Source organism: Nocardia sp. NPDC052001 (genome assembly GCF_040680615.1).
Taxonomy (GTDB): Bacteria; Actinomycetota; Actinomycetes; order Mycobacteriales; family Mycobacteriaceae; genus Nocardia.
Window position 1 is genome coordinate 284,408 of the sequence record NZ_JBFAXC010000006.1, and the last position, 21,520, is coordinate 305,927.

Sequence of the window (21,520 nt, forward strand, 5' to 3'; positions counted from 1 at the left end):
CTAGGGGGCCGGGATGATGCGCACTTCCTCCGGAGCCTCGTCGGTGGAATCGGCGGCCGTGGTGAACCAGTGCGTGACTTCACCTTCGTCGAGATCGGCCGCCAGGTCCTCGGTGGGCAGGACCGACAGCGCGCCCGCGGTCGCGGAGGTGAGGAATTCGTCTATCGCGGGCAGGCCGACGGTCGCGGTCGTGAATGTGGTCGATTCGTAGTCGATCTCATTCTCGGTGCGCAGCGCGGTGGCGCGGTCGAGGGCTTCGGCCTGGGTGAGGGTGGCCCAGGTGTCGGAGGCGTCGCGGTAGATGAAGGCCGGATCGGATTCGGTGAGGGGTCGGACCCGGTCGGTGTAGGTGACCGGGTGGGCGGGACGGGTGGCGAGATCGGCCTGGACCTTGGGGTCGGCCGGGACCAGCCAGCGGACCGAGCTGGCCGCCGGGTCCTGGGCGATGCCGAAGTTCGCGCCCGCGGCGAGGATGTCGCCGAAGGACAGTCCCTCCGCGAACAGCGTTGCCGCGCCGGCCTTCTGGATGGCCCAGACCGCCACGACCGCATCGGCGGAGCGCGGCAGGGCGACGGCGACGATATCGCCGGGGCCCGCACCGCGATCGATGAGCAGTCGCGCGAGCTGGGAGGAGCGGCGGTCCAGGACGTGGTAGGCGAGTTCCTGGCCGTTATCGAGCAGGGCCGGGGCCTGGGGGTCCTCTTCCACCACTTCGGCGAGCACATTGGCCACGGTGCGAGCACCGACGCGGGCCGGTTCCGCCGCCGAATCCGCCGGGGTGACGGCACTTTCGGCGAGGATGCGGGCGCGTTCGGTGGCATCGAGGATATCGATATCGCCGACCAGCGCGGACGGTTCACCCAGCAGCGATTCCAGCACCCGGTTCAGGCGCGCGGCGAGGGTTTCGACCTCGTCGGCGGTGAAGCGGGTGTCCAGGTAGCGCATGGAGATCTCGATGGTCTCGCCCGCCATGACCACCAGCGTCATCGGGTAGTGGGTGTCGTCGTTGATGCCGACGCCGTTCACCGACATACCGTCGATGGAGCTGGCGGCGGCGATGGCGTCCTTGTCGACCGGGTAGGACTCGAACACCACGAGGGTGTCGAATTCCGCTGCGGCGCCGGCCAGTTGCTGGATCTCGGCCAGGCCGATGTAGTGATGATCCAGCAGATCCGCCTGCTCGTGCTGCACCCGCTCCAGCATGCCGCCCACGGTGAGGCGGTCGTCGATGCGAATGCGCACGGGCACGGTGTTGATGAACAGGCCCACCATGGATTCCACGCCCGCCAGATCGGCGGGGCGGCCCGAGACGGTCGCGCCGAACACGACATCGCCACGGCCGGTGAGCCTTCCGACCAGGATGGCCCACGCGGTCTGCACCAGCGTGTTCACCGTGACGCTGAGTTCGGCGGCCCGCTTGCTGAGCTGACGCGTGCGTTCGGCGTCGATTTCGAGCACGTGCCGTCCGACCTCGTACTGCTCGTCCGCGCGTCCGGCGGGTGCGAGCTGGGTCGGCTCGGACACACCGGTGAGCGCACGCGCCCACGCCCGCAACGATTCCTGGCGGTCCCGCCCGGCCAGCCAGGCCAGGTAGTTCCGGTAGGACACCGCGCGCGGCAGGGCGGACAGATCACCGCGCACCGCGTACAGCACCAGCAGATCGCGCATGAGCAGCGGCATGGACCAGCCGTCCACCAGGATGTGGTGGGTGGTGATCACCAGGTTGTACTGCTCCGGCGAGGTGCGGAACAGCGTGAACCGCATGAGCGGTGCGGCAGCCATGTCGAAGTGCCGCGCCCGGTCGACGTCGATGAGTTCGCGCATGCGCGGAACTCGTTCGCCCTCGGGCAGATCGGTGAGATCGACAATGCTCCACGGCGCTTCGACGCGATCCAGTACGACCTGGTGCGCCTGTCCGGCGGCATCGGTGACGAACGCGGTGCGCAGGCTCGCGTACCGGTCGACGATGGCCTGTGCCGCCGCGTGCAGCCGATCGGTGTCCACGGTGCCGTGCAGGTCCAGGACGGCCTGCATGGTGTAGACGTCGATCGCCTCCCGGCTCTGCGACATGAGCGCCTGGAACAGCAGACCGGACTGCAGCGGCGACAGCGGCCACACCTCGGTCATGGCCGGGTAGGCACGCTCCCAGACCTCGATATCGCCCTGGGTCACCTTGACCAGCGCCATATCCGACGGCGTGTAACCGCCGGCGTCCGGCCGCTTCGCGTGTTCGGCCAGCGCGGTCAGCGCCGCCACGAACAGGTCGGCGAACTCCTGCACCCGCTCGCGCGAGAGCAGCCCGGTCGGGAAGGCGAAGGCCGCGCCCAGCTGCGGGCCGTCCTCGCCATCGGTGACGATGGCGTTGATATCGAGGGTGGCGTTGGCGGGCATATCGAGATCCATGTCCGCGTCCAGCTGCCCGAGATCGGCGACCGGCACCCAGCCCAGCTCCGAAAGCTGTTCCGGCACTTCACCGGTCGATACGCGACCGAGGTAGTTGAAGCTGATCTGCCCGACACTGCGCAGTTGCGGCGCGGTCTCGGCGTTCAGGTAGCGCAGCAGACCGAAGCCCAGACCCTTGTCGGGTACCGAGAGCAGCTGCTCCTTCACCGATTTCACGATGTGGCCCAGGGCTTTTCCGCCCGCGAACGCATCGTCGAGATCGGCCCCGGCCAGATCCAGCCGCACCGGGTAGGCGCTGGTGAACCAGCCGACGGTGCGCGAAAGATCCGCGCCCGGAACGACTTCCTCTTCACGACCGTGACCCTCGAGCTTGATGAGGGCGGCATCGCTGCCGTCACCGCGCCAGCGTGCGACCGCCATGGCCAGCGCCGACAGCAGACCGTCGTTCACGCCACCGCGGTAGCGCCCCGGAATCGAGGTGAGCACCGCGTCGGTGACCGCCGCGGGCACCGTGACCTCGACGCGTTCGACCGTGGCGAAGGTGTCCACCGCCGGATCTAAGGCCCGCGAGCCCAGCAGCGGATCGGCGGTGCCGACCACGCCCTGCCAGAACGGCAGTTCCGCGACGCGTTCCGGTGCGGACGCCGCGTCGACGAGGGCGTGCGCCCAGCGCCGCATGGAGGTGCCGTTGGCCGGGAGCGCGACCGGCTGACCGAAGGCCAGCTGCGACCACGCCACCGCGAAGTCCGGAATCAGGATGCGCCAGGACACGCCGTCCACCACGAAGTGGTGCGCGGCCAGCAGCAGCACATCCGGGCGGCCCGCGCCGAAGGCGAACCACACGAACTGGATCATCGAGGCATTGGCCGGATCGAGTCGGCCCAGGGCCGCGTCGAGCTGAGCGCTCGCGACCCGCGACAGCTCCTCGTCGGAGATATCGGCCGCGACCTCGACGCGATGCACGAGCGCGTCCACATCGACACCGCCGCGCGGCAGCGCCTCGAATTCCCAACCTGCCGTGGCGTTCCCGCGCAGGCGCGAACGCAGCACATCGTGATGGTCGAAGACCGCCGAGAGCGTGCCGATCAGCAGTGCCCGGTCGATATTGTCCGGCAGGCGCAATGCCATGGACTGCGAGAACCGCTGGTACGTCGAACCACTCGACAGAATCGCCGTCATGATCGGCGTCAGCGGAATATCACCGACGCCGCCGCCGGGCAGTTCCGCCAGCCGCTCCTGCTCGTTATCTCCGCCCAGCACCGCGATTTCGGCCAGTCCGGCCACGCTGCGCTTCTCGAAGACCTCGCGCGGGCTGAACAGGATGCCGCGCGCCTTGGCCCGCGATACCAGCTGGATCGACAGAATCGAGTCGCCGCCGAGCGCGAAGAACGAATCGTCCAGGCCGACCTGCTCGACGCCGAGCACCTCGGCGAAGACCTCGGCGATGGCGGCTTCGATATCGCTGACCGGAGCCCGGAATTCGCGCGGTGCGAGCACCGGTTCGGGCAGTGCGCGCCGATCCAGCTTGCCCGCCGGAGTCAGCGGAATCTGATCCAGCACCGTGATGGCGGTGGGCACCATGTATTCCGGCAGTCGCGCGGCGGCGTGCTCGGTGAGCGCGGCGATATCGATGACGGCACCGGCGACCGGCAGCACATAGGCCGCCAGCATGGTGGTGCCGACCTCGGTCTTATGACCCACGGTGACCGCGAAGTCCACGGTCTCGTGCGCCATCAGTGCCGCGTCGATCTCGCCGAGTTCGATGCGGAAACCGCGCACCTTGACCTGGAAGTCATTGCGGCCCACGTATTCCACCGCCGGAGCGCCCTTGGCATCACGCGTCCAGCGCACCACGTCACCGGTGCGGTACAGGCGTGAGCCCGGTTCACCGTACGGGTTGGCGACGAAGCGCTCGGAGGTCAGACCCGGACGCGCGTGGTAACCGCGCGCCAGCTGCTGACCCGCGACGTAGAGCTCACCGGCGACGCCCTCGGCGACCGGCTGCAACCGCGCGTCGAGGACGAGCGCCCGCATACCGCGCACCGGACCGCCGATGACGACCTTGTCGCCCGGATTCAGCGCATCGCTGATATTGGTCGCGATGGTGGCCTCGGTCGGACCGTAGGCGTTGTGGAAACGGCGCGGCCCAGCCGGATTCACCGACCACTTGGCGACGAGGTCGGCCGAGACCGCCTCACCACCGGCGATGATGACCTCCATGCCCGCCAGCTGCGACGGTTCCAGCGAGGCCAGCACGGACGGCGTGATGAGACCGGCGGTGACCCGCTCGCGGGCGATCAGCTCACCCAGTTCATCGCCACCGTAGGTGCCCGGCGGCACCACCACGAGCGTGCCGCCCGCGCCGAGCGCGAGCAGCAGCTCCAGGATGGAGGCGTCGAACGACGGCGAGGCGAAATGCAGTGCGCGCGAGGAGGAGTCGAGACGGTAGCGCTCGACCTGCTCGCGGGCGAAGTTCGCCAGACCCGCGTGGGTGACGACGACGCCCTTGGGCAGACCCGTCGAACCCGAGGTGTAGATGACGTAGGCGGCGTGCGCGGCCCGGATGGCACCCCACCGCTCGGCATCGGAAACCGCCGCGGGCGAATGCGATTCGATCTCCGCGATGACCATCGGGTCGTCGAGGGAGATCCAGCCCGCCAGGCTCGCCACCGGCGGCAGCGCCGCCAGTTCGGCATTGGTGGTCAGGCCGAGCATGGCACCGGAGTCGGAGATCATGTGCGCGATGCGATCGGCCGGGTAGGCCGGATCGACGGGCACGAACGCCGCACCGGACTTGGCCACCGCCCATACCGCGAGCACGGATTCGAACGAGCGCGGAATGGCGACGGCCACCCGCATATCCGGTCCCGCACCGCGCTCGATGAGCATGCGCGCCAGTCGCGAGGACGCCGCGTCGAGTTCGGCGTAACCGAGCACCTGACCGTCGAACACCACGGCCTCGCCGACCGGGTTGGCGGCCACGGCCGCGGCCATGATCTCCGGCAGCGTCCGGGGCTCGACCGCCGCCGCGCCGTTGCGGGACAGCAGATCCGCGCGTTCGGCCGCGGACAGCAGTTGCAGATCGCCGACCGCCTGCTGCGGCCGCGCGGTGATCTGCTCCAGCAGGCGGGTGAAACGCTGCGCGAACTTCTGCACCGTGGCGTCGTCGAACAGGTCACGGGCGTACGCGAATTCGGCGTACATGCCTTCGCCCGAGGTACCGGCCTCGGTAATGGTCAGCGACAGATCGAATTTCGCGGTGTCGTTCTCGAAATCGACGGCGGCGACCCGCAATCCGGGCAGTTCGAACGTGCTGTCCGGCAGGTTCTCGAACGAGAGCACCACCTGGAACAGCGGGTGACGAGCGGTGGAGCGCTCCGGGTTGAGGATTTCCACCAGTCGTTCGAACGGGATATCCGCGTGCGCGAAGGCGCCGAGGTCGGCGTCCTTGGCGTTCGAGAGCAATTGCGCGAAGGTCAGATCCGGGTGCACGTCGGTACGCAGCACCAGCGTGTTCACGAACATGCCGATCACATTGTCGAGCTCGGCCTCACCGCGACCCGCGATCGGCGTGCCGATGGCGATGTCCTGGGTGCCGGACAGGCGCGCCAGGAAGACCGCGAGCGCGGCGTGCACGACCATGAACATGGTCGCGTTCTGCTCACGCGCGATGGCCTGCAAGCCGCGATGCAGTCCGGCCCCGATCGGGAAGTGCACCTTGCCGCCGCGGAACGACTGCGCATTGGGGCGCGGGCGATCCGAGGGCAGGTTCAGCTCGTCCGGCAGATCCGCCAGCGTGGTCCGCCAGTAGTCGGCCTGACCCGAGATGAGGCTCTCGGGATCGGTTTCCGAGCCGAGTACCGCGCGCTGCCAGATCGAGTAGTCGGCGTACTGCACCGGCATGGGAGCCCAGCCCGGCTGCACACCCGCGGCCCGGGACGCGTACGCGATCATCACATCGCGGGTGAGCGGGCCCATGGACCAGCCGTCCGCGCTGATGTGATGCGCCACGAATACGAGCACATGCTCGATCAGCGGCGCGGCCGGAACCTTGGTCCGGACGCCGACCACACCCGCGGCCTGTGCGCCGACGGCGCGCAGCGTCGCGGCCTCGAAGGCGTCGGCCACATCGAGCACCGCGGCCTCGTGCGCGCCGAGCTCTTCCACGACCGGGGTTTCGACACGGAACAGCTTGGCGCGCAACGGCACCTCGGTGGTCACGTCGAATCCGGTGGAGATGAGTTCGGCGATGCGATCGCGCACCGTCTCGGCCCCGACCTCGATCGGGGTGAGGTTCGGGACCGCCTGCGCGGCGGTCACGATGACCTGCGATGCCGCGCCGTCGACCTGCGGGTAGATGGTGCGCAGGGTTTCGTGGCGGGCGATCACATCGGCGACGGCCTGTTGCAGTGCGACGGTATCCAATTCGCCGGTGAGGCGGACGGCGACCGGGATGTTGTAGGCCGCCGAGGTGGTGTCGAACTGGTTCAGGAACCACATGCGCTGCTGTGCCAGTGACAGCGGCACCGCGGCCGGGCGCTCCTGTGCGACCAGCGGCTGCCGATCGCCGCTACCCGCGTGCACCTCGAGCTTGACGGCCAGTCCGGCGACGGTGGACGCCTCGAACAGCAGGCGGACCGGGACGCGAGCGTCCAGGGCCGCACCCAGCCGGGCCGCGACCTGCGTCGCCAGCAGCGAGTTACCGCCGAGGGCGAAGAAATCGTCATCCGCGCCGATGCGCTCGGTACCGAGCACCTCGGTGAACACGCCCGCCACGATCTCCTCGATCGGGGTGGACGGCGCACGGAATGCCGTGGTCTCGAACTCGGGCTCCGGCAACGCCTTTCGATCCAGCTTGCCGTTGACGTTCAACGGCAGCGCGTCCAGCACCACGAACGCCGAGGGCACCATGTACGACGGCAGACCCGCCGACAGCGCCGCCTTGGCCTGCGAAATCTGTACGCCCGCCGTGAGATCGGACGGCACCAGGTAGGCCACCAGGCGGTCACCGGTGCGCTGATCGGACTTGGCCAGCACCGCGACCTGTGCGATACCGGGCAGCGCCAGCAGCGCGGCCTCGATCTCACCCAGCTCGATGCGGAAACCGCGGATCTTCACCTGGAAGTCGGTGCGGCCCCGGTACTCCAACTCCCCATTGCCCGCCCAGGCAACGAGGTCACCGGTGCGGTACATGCGCTCACCGGTGGCGAACGGATTGGCCACGAAGCGATCCGAGGTCAGATCCGCGCGACCGTAGTAACCGCGCGCCAGCTGCGCACCGGCGAGGTACAGCTCACCCTCGACCCCGGCCGCGACCGGGTGCAGGCGAGCATCGAGCACGTACACCTGGCTGTTCCACTCGGGCAGGCCGATGGAGACCGAACCCTTGTCGGCGTCGGTGACCAGGTGGTTGGTGATGGAGACCGCGGCCTCGGTCGGGCCGTACAGGTTGAACAGCTGCGCCGCCGGATTCGCGATGCGGAAGCGCTGCGCCACGGTGGCGGGCAACGCCTCACCGATGGCCAGCACCCGCCGCAACGAACCCGTCAGCGCCCCACCGGATTCGGTCAACAGCGCATCCAACATCGACGGCACCACATGCAGCGTGGTCACCAGCTCGCGCGCCATGAGCTCGTTCAGGTACGCCGGATCACGATGACCGTCGGCCGAGGCGATCACCAGACGACCACCGCTGGCGGCAGCCGACCAGAACTCCCAGACCGAGAGGTCGAAGGTGGCGGCGGTCTTGAGCAGCACCGCATCATCGGCACCGAGACCGAATTCAGCCGTCTTCCACTGCAACTGGTTCGCCACCGCAGCATGCGGCAACGCCACACCCTTGGGGCGACCAGTCGAACCGGACGTGAAGATCACATACGCGGTATTCGCGGGCAGCAGCGGGGCGACCCGCTCGGCATCGGTGATCGGCTCGGCCGCAACGGTTTCCAGCGTCAGCTGATCCAGGCGCACCAGCGGTGCGGCCTCGGTGCTGAAGCGGGCTTCGGCATTGGTGAGCACGCAGACCGGTGCCGCGGTCTCCAGGATGTAGTCGGTGCGCTCGGCGGGCTGATCCGGATCGACCGGGACGTACGCGCCACCGGCGACCGACACCGCGTACATGGCCACGACCAGATCCACCGAACGCCGCAGCGCCAGCGCTACCCGGGACTCCGGACCCACACCCATCGAGATCAGGTGCCGCGCAAGGCGATTCACCCGAGCGCTGAGCTCGGCGTAGGTGAGCACCTCGCCGTCCGGGCCGATGAGCGCCACGGCGGTCGGGATGGCCGCCACCGTCGCATCGAGCAGCGAGACCAGGGTCGCGGAGCGGTCGACCTCGTGCGCGGTCGCATTGCGCGCCAGCACCAGATCGGCGCGCTCGTCACCCGCGAGCAGTTCGATATCGCCGACCGCGGTGCGCGGTGCGGCGGTGATCGCGCCGAGCAGTCGCACGAAGCGGTCCACGAAGCCCTGCACGGTCGCCTGATCGAACAGATCGGTGGCGTAGGTGAACAGGCCGGTGATGCCGACCGGCGCACCCGACTCGTCGTACCGGTCGGTGGCGATGAGATGCAGGTCGAACTGCGAGATCTGGGTGTCGATATCCAGACCGGACACCGTCAGGCCGGGCAGTTCCAGGCTGGACTGGGCCAGGTTCTGGAAGGACAGACCGACCTGGAACAGCGGATGCCGCGCGGTGGAGCGCACCGGGTTGAGCACCTCGACCAGGCGCTCGAACGGCACATCGGCATTGGCGAACGCCTGGATATCGGTCTCGCGCTGGCGGGCCAGCAGTTCGGTGAACGGCGCGCCCGCGTCGACCCGGGTGCGGAACACCAGGGTGTTGACGAACATGCCGATGAGGTCGTCCAGCACGGCCTCGCCGCGACCGGCCATCGGGGTGCCGATGGCGATGTCATCGGTACCGGACAGGCGGGCCAGCAGTACCGCGAGCGCGGTGTGCACGACCATGAACAGCGTCGCACCCTCGGCGCGCGCCAAATCGACCAGCGCACGGTGCGTTTCGGCATCGATGCGCACCTCGACCCGGTCACCGGCGAAGGTCTGCACGGCCGGGCGCGGGCGATCGGACGGCAGATCCAGCTGATCCGGGAGCTCGGCCAGTGCCTGCTTCCAGTAGGCGACCTGCTTGGCGGACAGCGATTCCGGATCGTCCTCGCTGCCCAGCAGATCGCGCTGCCAGATGGAGTAGTCGGCGTACTGCACCGCGAGCTTGGACCAGCCCGGCCGCTCCCCGAAGGAGCGGGCGGCGTAGGCGGTCATCAGATCGCGGGTCAGCGGCGCGACGGAGGAACCGTCACCGGAGATGTGGTGAATCGCCAGTGCCAGTACGTATTCCGTGGACTCGTCGGAGCCGATGCGGAACAGCGCGACCTTGAGCGGCACCTCGGTGGTGACGTCGAAGACGGTGGAGGTGAGCGCCACCACCGCGCCGGTGACCTCATCGGCCGTGACGGTGCGCACCTCGAGCTCCGGGACCGCCTGCGCGGCCGGGAGTACGACCTGGACCGGACCCTGTTCGGTCTGCGGGTAGATGGTGCGCAGGATCTCGTGCCGGGCGACGACATCGGTGATGGCGGCGCGCATGGCCTCGATATCCAGCGCACCGGACAGGCGCACCGCGACGGGCACGTTGTAGGCCGCGGACTGGTTGTCGAAGCGGTTGAGGAACCACATGCGCTGCTGTGCGAGCGAGAGCGGAATGTGTTCCGGTCGTTCACCCGCCGTGAGCGCCTTGCGGCCCGCACCGGCGTCGAGTTCCACCCGGGCGGCCAGCGCGGCCACGGTGGAGGCCTCGAACATCAGGCGCACCGGCACCCGGGTGTTCAGGGCCTCGCCGAGGCGAGCGGCTACCTGGGTGGCGAGCAGCGAGTTGCCGCCCCACGCGAAGAAGTCGTCATCGAGACCGATCCGACCACCCTCGATGCGCAGCACATCCGCGAAGACGCCGGCCACGATCTGCTCGATCGGGGTGACAGGTGCGCGGAAGACCGCCTTCTCGAAGGTGGGTTCCGGCAGCGCCTTGCGATCGAGCTTGCCGTTGGCGTTCAGCGGCAGCGCGTCGAGCTGCATGAACACCGACGGGATCATGTAGGACGGCAGTTCCGCGGCGAGCGCGGATTGCAGCGCCTGCTTGTCGAGATCGCCGTCGGCACCGACGACGTATGCGACCAGACGATCGCCGAGCGCCGAATCCTGGTGCGCCACAACGGCGGCCGAGGCCACCGCGGGCTGACGCAGCAGCGCGGATTCGATATCGCCGAGCTCGATGCGGAAACCGCGGATCTTCACCTGGAAGTCGGTGCGGCCCCGGTAGTCCAACTCGCCCTTGGCATTCCAGGCCACCAGGTCACCGGTGCGGTACATGCGCTGCCCGGTGGCGAACGGATTCGCCACGAAGCGGTCGGCGGTCAGATCGCTGCGGCCGTAGTAGCCGCGCGCCAGCTGCGCACCGGCCAGGTACAGCTCACCGGAGACCCCGACCGGCACCGGGCGCAGATGCGCGTCCAGCACGTAGACCTGACTGTTCCATTCGGGCGCGCCGATGGACACCGACACCTCGTCGGCGGTGGTCACCCGGTGGTTGGTGATCGAGACCGCGGCCTCGGTGGGGCCGTACAGGTTGAACAGCTCGGTGCGCGGACGCTCGGCCAGCACGCGCTGGGCCAGCGGTCCGGGCAGCGCCTCACCGATGGCGAGGATGCGCCACAGCGAATCCGGCAGACCATCGGCCAGCAGCGCGTCCAGCATGGACGGCACCACGTGCAGCGTGGTCACCCATTCGCGAGCCATGAGCTCGTTCAGGTACGCCGGATCCTTATGCCCGCCGGGCTGCGCGATGACCAGGCGGCCACCGCAGGCCACGGCCGACCAGAATTCCCACACCGAGAGATCGAAAGTGGCGGCGGTCTTGAGCAGCACCGCATCGGCCGGATCGAGACCGAATTCGGTGACCTTCCACAGCAACTGGTTCACCACGGCGGCGTGCGGCAGCGCCACACCCTTCGGGCGACCGGTGGAACCGGAGGTGAAGATGATGTACGCGGTATTGGCGGAGGTCAGCTCCCGCACCCGCTCCTCGGCGGTAATCGGCTTGGCCGAGTACTCCGAAAGCTCGAGCTCATCGATCTTCAGCACCGTCGCGATGTCGTGCTCGAAGGCATCCGCGACGGTGGTCAGAACCACTGCCGGAGCGGCGGTTTCGAGGATGTAGCCGGTGCGATCGGCGGGCTGATCCGGATCGATCGGAACATACGCCGCACCGGACTTGGCCACCGCGTACATCGCGACCACAAGATCGGTGGAACGCCGGATGGCAAGCGCCACACGGTCTTCCGCACCGATACCGCGCGCGATCAGCTCACGCGCCAGACGGTTCACCCGGGCGTCGAGCTCGGCGTAGGTCAGGTTCTCGACCCCGGCGGCGGTATCGGCCACAATGGCCACCGCCTTCGGGTCCGAGTCCACGGCCGCGTCGAGCAGCGAGACCAGGGTGGCCTCGGCCCCCTCCGGGAACACCTGCGCCACGTCCTGCGCGGTGTTGTTCCAGCGCTGGAGAATCCGCTCGTTCTCATCGGCGTCGAGCAGATCGATATCGCCGACGGTGATGCCCGAATCATCCAGCACCGCGTCCAGCACCCGCAGGAACCGATCGGCGAACGCACGCACGGTGCTCTCGTCGAACAGATCTGTGGCGTAACCGAATTCGGTGAGGATCTCGGCGGGCGCGCCCTCATCGGTGTACCGGTCGTACAGCGTGACGTGCAGATCGGTCTTGGCCAGCTGCGATTCGAACTGGACGGCGCTCACGTGCAGGCCGGGCAATTCGAACGCGGTCTCGGCCAGGTTCTGGAAGGACAGGCCGACCTGGAACAGCGGATTGCGGGCGTTGGAGCGCACCGGGTTGAGCACCTCGACCAGGCGCTCGAACGGCACCTCGGCATTGGCGAAGGCTTCCAGATCGCGTTCGCGCACCTCGGCCAGCACATCGGCGAACGGCACCCCGTGATCGATCTTCGTGCGGAAGATCAGGGTGTTCACGAACATGCCGATGAGGTCGTCGAGTTCGCGCTCGCCACGACCCGCGATCGGGGTGCCGACCGCGATGTCATCGGTGCCGGACAGGCGCGCCAGCAGAATCGCCAGCGCGGCGTGCACGACCATGAACAGCGACGCGTTGTTGGCGCGCGCCAGCTCATGCAGTTTGGCGTGCCGTTCGGCGTCGATATCGAAGCGAATCGCCTTGCCGTGGAACGACTGCGCGGGCGGGCGCGGCCGATCGGTCGGCAGTTCCAGCTGATCGGGCAGCTCGGCCAGCGCGCGGGTCCAGTAGGCGACCTGCTGTGCGGCAAGCGATTCCGGATCGTCCTCGGTGCCGAGCACCGCGCGCTGCCACAGCGCGTAATCGGCGTACTGCACCGGAAGCGCCGCCCACTGCGGGGATTCGCCATTGGCGCGGGCCACGTACGCGGCCATCACATCGCGCGCCATCGGGCCCATGGAGGAGCCGTCGGCGGAGACGTGGTGGATGGTGAAGGCCAGCACATGCTGTTCCACAGCACTGTCCGAGATGCGGAACAGCTTGACGGCCAGCGGCACCTCGACGGTGACGTCGAAGGTGGTCATCGCGAATTCGATGACCTTGCCCAGCAATTCACCTTCGGTGACCGGCTCCGGCACCAGACCCACATCGGTCTGGGTCGCGGGCAGGATCACCTGGTGCGGTCCGTCGGCGGCCCGCGGGTACACCGTGCGCAGCACCTCGTGGCGGCTGAGCACATCGCCGATGGCCAGACCCATGGCGTTCAGGTCCAGCGCACCGGTGAGCCGCACCGCGAGCGGAATGTTGTCCACGGCCGAGGTGCTGGTGTCGAACTGGTTCAGGAACCAGTACCGCGCCTGTGCCGGGGACAGCGGCAGGTGCTCCGGGCGCTCCCCCGCGACCAGGCGCGGGCGGGTGCGGCCGGAACCGGCGTGCCGTTCCACCCGCGCGGCCAGTGCCGCGACGGTGGAGGCTTCGAACAGATCGCGCACGGCGAGCTGGATTTCCAGCGCCGCGCCCAGTCGCGCGGTGACCTGGGTGGCGATCAGCGAGTTGCCGCCGAGTTCGAAGAAATCGTCGTCGACGCCGACGCGGCCGACACCCAGGACATCGGCGAAGGTGCCCGCCACGATCTCCTCGATCGGGGTGGACGGGGCGCGGAAGACCTTGGCCTCGAACACCGGTGCGGGCAGCTGCTTGCGATCCAGCTTGCCGGAGGCATTGAGCGGGAAGGCGTCCAGCACCACGAACGCGGTCGGGACCATATAGCCGGGCAGGGCGTCCTGCAGTTCGCCGCGCACGCCCTCGACATCGATCGAGCGTCCGGCGGCTGGGATCACGTAGCCGACCAGCTGATCGCCGAGACGATCATCGGAGCGGACCACGACCACCGACTGGGCGATGGAATCGATTGCCGTCAAAGCGGATTCGATCTCACCGAGCTCGATGCGCAGACCGCGCAACTTCACCTGGAAGTCGGTGCGGCCCAGGTATTCCAGCTCACCCGCGCCGGTCCACTTGACCAGGTCACCGGTGCGGTACATGCGCTGACCGGCGTGGAACGGATCGGCGACGAAGCGATCCGAGGTCAGTTCCGGACGCGCGACGTAGCCGCGCGCCAGCTGCGCGCCCGCCAGGTAGAGCTCACCCGCTACACCGGCCGCGACCGGGTGCAGGCGCGAATCCAGCACGTACACACGGGTATTGAAGACCGGGCGGCCGATCGGCACGGACAGCGTGTCCGCGGCGGTCACCTCGTGATAGGTGACGTCGACCGCGGCCTCGGTGGGGCCGTACAGGTTGTGCAGCTGCGCACCGGTCAGTTCCAGCAGCTTCTGCGCGGTCGGTGCGGGCAGGGCTTCACCGGAGGCGAAGACCTGTCGCAGCGAGACGCATTCGGCGGCCTTGGCCTCGGCCACGAACACCGACATCATCGACGGCACGAAATGCGCCGTGGTGACGTCGTATTCGGTGATCAGATCCGCCAGGTAGGCGGGATCGCGATGCCCGTCCGGCTTGGCGACGACCAACTGCGCACCGACCTGCAAGGGCCAGAAGAACTCCCAGACGGACACGTCGAAGGTGGCCGGGGTCTTCTGCAACACCACATCGTCGTCGAACAGGCCGTATTCGGTCTGCATCCACACCAGGCGGTTCACGATCGCGGCGTGCGAGACGGCCACACCCTTGGGGCGGCCGGTGGAACCGGAGGTGAAGATCACGTAGGCGGTGTTCGACTCCCGCAGCGGCGCAATCCGATCCGCGTCGGTGAGCGGGGCGTCCGAGTACTCGGACAGATCGAGCTCATCGATGCGCACCGTGGCCGAACGGGCGGCGTCGAAGCCGTCGCGGGCGGTGGTGAGCACGCACACCGGCTGTGCGGTGTCGAGCACATAGCCGTTGCGCTCGTCCGGGTGATCCGGATCCAGCGGCACGTACGCGCCACCGGCGGCGATCACCGCGTACATGCCGATCACCAGATCCAGCGAACGGCGCATACCCAGTGCGACAAGCGAATCCGGTCCCACACCATTGGCGATGAGGTGCCGGGCCAGCTTGTTCACCCGCGAGGCCAGTTCGCCGTAGGACAGGGTCGTCCCCTCGAACGCCACGGCCGGGGCCTTGGGCGTCTGTGCGGCCTGCACCGCGAACATCGAGGCCAGCGTGACATCGGCGGCGGACTTGCGGCCCGCCAGCGCGACACGGGTGACGTCGTATTCGGTGGCGTTCCAGGACCGCAGCACGCGGCGGCGCTCCAGGTCGTCCAGGAGTTCGATATCGCCGACCAGGGTGGTCGGCTCCAGCACGATGGTGGTCAGCGTGCGCAGCAGGCGATCCGCGAACGCCGACACCGTGGCGGCGTCGAAAATATCGGTGGCGTAGGCGAATTCACCGGTCATACCGGTGGCCGTGCCGTCCGCGCCGACCCGTTCGGTCAGGTTCAGGTGCAGATCGAACTTGGCGGTCACCACGTCCAGGGGCACGCCCGCCACTTCCAGACCCGGCAGCGTGAAGGTTGCCTCACCGGTGTTCTGGAACGACAGCATGACCTGGAACAGCGGATGCCGGGCCTGCGAGCGCGCCGGGTTGAGGATCTCCACCAGGCGTTCGAACGGCAGATCGGCGTGACCGAACGCCGACAGATCGGTGTCCTTGGTGCGGGCCAGCAGTTCGGTGAACTTCTCGCCGCCGTCCACCGCCGTGCGCAGCACCAGGGTGTTGACGAACATGCCGATGGCATCGTCGACTGCCGCTTCACCACGACCGGCGACCGCGGTGCCGATGGCGATGTCATCGCCACCGGACAGGCGCGCCAGCAGGGCCGCGAACGCCGCGTGCACCACCATGAACAGCGACGCGCCGTGTTCGCGGGCGAGGTTGTTCAGGCTGTTCAGCAGCGCGGTGTCGATGGCGAACTCGTGCACGCCACCGCGGTTCGAGGCCACGGCCGGGCGCGGGCGATCCGACGGCAGATCGATCTGATCGGGCAGACCCGCCAGTTCGGTGGACCAGTACGAGACCTGCTGGGCGATCAGCGATTCGGCATCGGACTCGTCGCCGAGCGTCTCGCGCTGCCACAGCGCGAAGTCCGCGTACTGCACCGGCAGCGGTTCCCACTGCGGGGCAACACCATTCGCGCGCGAGGCGTACGCGAGCATCACATCGCGGGCCAGCGGTCGGACCGACCAGCCGTCACCGGAAATATGGTGCACCACGAAAACCAGCACGTGCGTTGGCGTTTCGGCATCGGTCACCCGGAACAGACCCGCACGCACCGGCGGGGCCACGGTCACGTCGAACCCGGTGAGCACCAGCTCCGCGACGCGATCGCGCAGCTGCGCCTCGGTCACGTCGACGGCCTCGGCGGCCACGCTGACCTGCTCGGCGGGCAGGATGACCTGCACGCCACGGCCTTCGGCGTTCTCGGGGTAGACCGTGCGCAGCACCTCGTGGCGCTCGAGCACATCGCCGACGGCCAGGCGCAGTGCGTCCGCGTCGAGATCGCCGGTGAGGCGGACCGCGAGCGGAATATTGTTCACGGCCGAAGCGGTGTCGAAGCGGTTCAGGAACCACATGCGCTGCTGCGCCAGGGACAGCGGAATCTCTGCCGGCCGTTCCTGCGCCACCAGCTCCCGGCGGCGGCCGGTACCGGACTGCGCCTCGACGCGGGCGGCCAGGGTGGCGACCGTCGGGGCGTCGAACAGGGTGCGCACCGGCACGCGGGTATCGAGCGCCGCGCCCAGTCGGGCGACCACCTGGGTCGCGATGAGCGAGTTGCCGCCCAGCTCGAAGAAGTCGTCATCGGCGCCGACCGGGTTCTCCAGTCCGAGCACCTCGGCGAACACGCTCGCCACGATTTCCTCGGCGGGCGTTGCGGGAGCACGGAATTCGCGCGCCGCGAACTCCGGCTCGGGCAGCGCCCGGCGATCCAGCTTGCCATTGGCGTTGAGCGGGAACTCGGCAACGGCCACGAACGCGGCCGGAACCATATACGACGGCAGCTGCGCGATGAGGTGCTCGCGCAAGGCATCCACATCCACCGCACCGGCGGCCAGCGCCACGGTGCCGGGAGCAGCCGATACGGCGGTGTCACCGGCGGCCGGAGAACCGGGGTTCCCCGGCGTCGCGGCGGCAGCGTCGGAATCGGTGAGCTGCGCGGTGGCACCGGCGGCGGCCGACGCCGAGCCGGACGGGACCACATAGGCGACCAGCTGGTCACCGGTGCGGGCGTCCGAGCGCAGCACCACGACCGCCTGGGAGACGGCGTTGTGCGCGGTGAGGGCGGCCTCGATCTCGCCGAGTTCGATGCGCAGACCGCGCAGCTTCACCTGGAAGTCGGTGCGGCCCAGGTATTCCAGTTCGCCGGCGGCGGTCCAGGTGACCAGGTCACCGGTGCGGTACATGCGCTTGGACGCGCCGAAGGCCGCGAACGGGTTGGCGACGAAGCGGTCGGCGGTCAGATCCGGGCGCGCGACATAGCCGCGAGCGAGCTGATCACCGGCGAGGTAGAGCTCACCCGCCATACCCGGCGCGACCGGGTTCAGGCGCGAATCCAATACATAGACCTGGGTGTTGAAGACCGGACGGCCGATCGGCACCGTCTCGGTATCGGCGTCAACCACCCGGTGGTAGGTAACATCGACCGCGGCTTCGGTCGGGCCATACAGATTGTGCAGCTCCGCACCGGTCAGCGCCCGCAACCGCTGCGCGGTGGTAGCGGGCAGCGCCTCACCCGAGGCGAAAACCAGGCGCAACGGCAGCGATCCACCACCGGCCTCGAGCTCGGCGGTGAAGACCGCGAGCATCGACGGCACGAAGTGCGCGGTGGTGATCCCTTCGGCGGCAATGACTTCCGCCAGATAGGCCGGATCGCGATGACCGTCGGGCCTGGCCACGACCAAGCGCGCACCGACCTGCAAAGGCCAGAAGAACTCCCACACCGACACATCGAAGGTGGCGGGGGTCTTCTGCAAAACCACATCTTCGGCGGTCAGACCGTATTCGGCCTGCATCCACACCAGACGATTCACGATCGCCGCGTGACTGACCGCCACACCCTTGGGACGACCGGTCGAACCCGAGGTGAAGATGACGTACGCGGTATTCGAAGGACGCAGCGGCGCAACACGATCCGCGTCGCCGAGCGGCGCGTCCGAGTAGCCCGAAAGGTCGAGCGTGTCCACCGCGAGCACCGGAACGCTCGCGTGGGTGAACCCGTCACGCTCGGTGGTCAGCACGCAGACCGGCCGCGCCGTCTCGAGCACGTAATCGATGCGGTCCGCGGGCTGATCGGGGTCCAGCGGCACGTACGCGCCACCGGCCTCCAGCACCGCGTACATGGCCACGACCAGGTCGAGCGAGCGGCGGATACCCAGCGCCACCAGGCTGTCCGGGCCGACTCCGGCCTCGATCAGCTTGCGCGCCAACCGATGCACGCGCCCGGCGAACTCGCCGTAGGACAGACCTGTGCCCTCGAAGCCGAGCGCGGCGGCGTCGGGCGTGCGCGCGGCCTGCGCCTCGAACAGCGCGACCAGCGTGTTCGCGGCGTCACCGGTCTCGGGCAGCTGCCACAGGTCGTGCCGGGACGCGCCCGGGACTTCCAGTGCGGCCCAGTCGATATCGTCGCGCTCGACCGCATCGGTCTGCTCGGCGACGACCTCGTCGACCGAGTAGTAGGTGCGGTTCCAATCCAGCACGACCCGCGACCGCTCGCCAGCGGCGAGCAGATCGATATCGCCGACCGGCGTTTCCGGCTGTGCCGCAATGGCTTCCAGCAAACGGTTGAACCGCGCCGCGAAGCGTTCCATCGTGGCCGCGTCGAACAGGTCGGTGGCGTAGATGAGTTCGGCGGTGATGCCGGACGGGGTGCCGCCGAAACCGTTGCCGGACACATTGTGCGCGGCGGTGGCCTCGGTCAGGACCAGTTGCAGATCGAACTTGGCGGTGTCCAGCGGCAGATCCACGCCGCTCACGGTCAGACCCGGGAGCTCCAGTTCGGCCGGTCCCATGTTCTGGAACGAGAGCATGACCTGGAACAGCGGGTGCCGGGCCTGCGAACGGGCCGGGTTGAGGATTTCCACCAGCCGCTCGAACGGCAGATCGGCATGACCGAACGCCTGGATATCGGTGGCGCGCACCGATTCCAGCAGCTGGGTGAAGCCCGCGCCGGCGTCGATCGGGGTGCGCAACACCAGAGTGTTGACGAACATGCCGATCAGATCGTCGAGGGCGCGTTCACCACGGCCCGCGACGGGCGTGCCGATGGCGATGTCCTCTTCACCGGACAGGCGGGACAGCAGTACCGCGAGCGCGGTGTGCGCCACCATGAACAGCGTGGCCCCGCGCTGACGCGCCAATTCGACCAGCTTGGCATGGGTTTCGCCGTCGATGGCGAAGGTGTGCGTCGCGCCCTTGCCGGTGGCGACCGCGGGACGCGGCCGGTCGGCGGGCAGGTCGAGCTGATCCGGCAGTCCGCGCAGCGCCCGGCCCCAGTACGAGATCTGCCGTGCGATAACCGATTCCGCGTCGGCCTCGTCGCCGAGCACCTCGCGCTGCCACAGCGCGTAGTCCGCGTACTGGACTTCCAGCGGCTGCCAGGCGGGTTCGCCGCCCTCGACGCGAGCGCCGTAGGCGGTCATGACATCCCGGGTGAGCGGGCCCATGGAGAAACCGTCGGCGGAGATGTGGTGCACCACCAGTGCGAGCACATGTTCGGTGGGGCTCACCTCGAACAGGCGGGCCCGGAACGGCACATCGACGGTGACGTCGAAGCCGGTGCTCAGGAATTCCGAAAGCGCCTGCGGCAGTCCGGCTTCGGTGGCGTCGACCGGCGTCAGGTCCGGGATGACCTGGCCGGTCGGCACGATCTCCTGGTAGGCGGTCCCGTCGATCTCGGGGTACCGGGTGCGCAGCGATTCGTGCCGCGCCAGCACATCGGCGACGGCGATCTGCAGCGCCTGCCGGTCGACCAGACCCGAGAGGCGCACGGCGGCGGGGATATTGTCCACCGCCGATTCGGGATCGAACCGGTTCAGGAACCACATGCGCTGCTGGGCCAGCGACAACGGCAGGCGTTCTGGGCGTTCCCGCGCGATCAGGGCCTGACGCGCGTTCGTCCCGGCATGCGATTCGGCGCGCGACGCCAGCGCGGCGACGCTGGACGCCTCGAAGATCTCCCGCACACCCAAATGGGTGTCGAGCGCGGCGGACAGGCGCGCCGCCACCTGGGTGGCGATGAGCGAGTTACCGCCGAGGGCGAAGAAGTCATCGTCCAGACCGACCCGTTCCAGGCCCAGGACCTCGGCGAACACGCCCGCCACGATCTGCTCGATCGGGGTGGTGGGGGCGCGGAAGACCGCGGCCTCGAAGACCGGTGCGGGCAGCGCGCGGCGGTCCAGCTTGCCGGAGGCGTTGAGCGGGAACTCGTCCAGCACCATGAGCACCGACGGCACCATGTACGCGGGCAGGCGGTCGGCCAGTTCGGCGCGCACGCCCTCGCTGTCCACGGTGCGGTTCGGCGCGGCGATGACATAGGCGACCAGCTGGTCACCGGTGTGCTGATCCCCGCGCACCACGACCACCGACTGGGCGATCGAACCCAGTGCGGTGAGCGCGGATTCGATCTCGCCGAGTTCGATGCGCAGACCGCGCAGCTTCACCTGGAAGTCGGTGCGGCCGATGTACTCGATCTCGCCGTCGGCGTTCCACACCACGAGGTCGCCGGTGCGGTACATGCGCTCGGAGGAGCCGAACGGGTTGGCCACGAACCGATCCGAGGTCAGATCGGGACGCGCCACATAGGCGGTGGCGAGCTGATCGCCCGCCAGGTAGAGCTCACCCGCGACACCCACCGGAACCGGGCGCAGGCGCGAATCCAGTACGTAGACCTGGGTATTGAAGACCGGGCGGCCGATCGGCACCGAGTCCACATCCACGGCCGTCACATGGTGGTACGTGACGTCGACGGCGGCTTCGGTCGGGCCGTACAGGTTGTGCAGTTCCGCACCGGTGATCTCGCGCAGCTTATGCGAGGGCTTGGGCGAGAGCGCTTCACCGGAGGCGAAGACCATGCGCAGGCTGGTGCACCGCACCGCCGCTTCCTCGGCCACGAACACCGCCAGCATGGACGGCACGAAGTGGGTGACCGTGACGCCTTCGCTCGCGATGAGTTCCGCGAGATAGGCGGGATCGCGATGACCGTCCGGCTTGGCGATGGCCAGGCGCGCGCCGATCTGCAAGGGCCAGAAGAACTCCCACACCGATACGTCGAAGGTGGCCGGGGTCTTCTGCAGCACCACGTCATCGGCGGTGAGCCCGTATTCGGACTGCATCCACACCAGGCGGTTGACGATCGCCGCGTGCGGCACCGCCACACCCTTCGGGCGACCGGTGGAACCGGAGGTGAAGATGACGTACGCGGTATTCGAAGCCCGCAGCGGCACAACGCGATCCGCGTCGGTGAGCGGGGCGGCCGAGTAGCTGGACAGATCCAGCAGATCGATCCGCACCTGCGCGGTCTGCACCGGCAGATCCTCACCGGAGGTCAGCACGGTC

The 21,520-nt window shown here is 68.6% G+C and carries 1 protein-coding gene (only partly in view); it reads right to left on the reverse strand.

The window, feature by feature from the left end; all coding sequences use genetic code 11:
* On the reverse strand, positions 1-21,520 hold the final stretch of the coding sequence (locus tag AB0L82_RS27945; RefSeq protein ID WP_364642562.1) for a non-ribosomal peptide synthase/polyketide synthase. The gene runs 22,895 nt beyond the window's last position; only the last 21,520 of its 44,415 coding nucleotides appear in the window; its start codon lies off the right edge, out of view — the gene reads right to left on this strand; its stop codon occupies positions 1-3.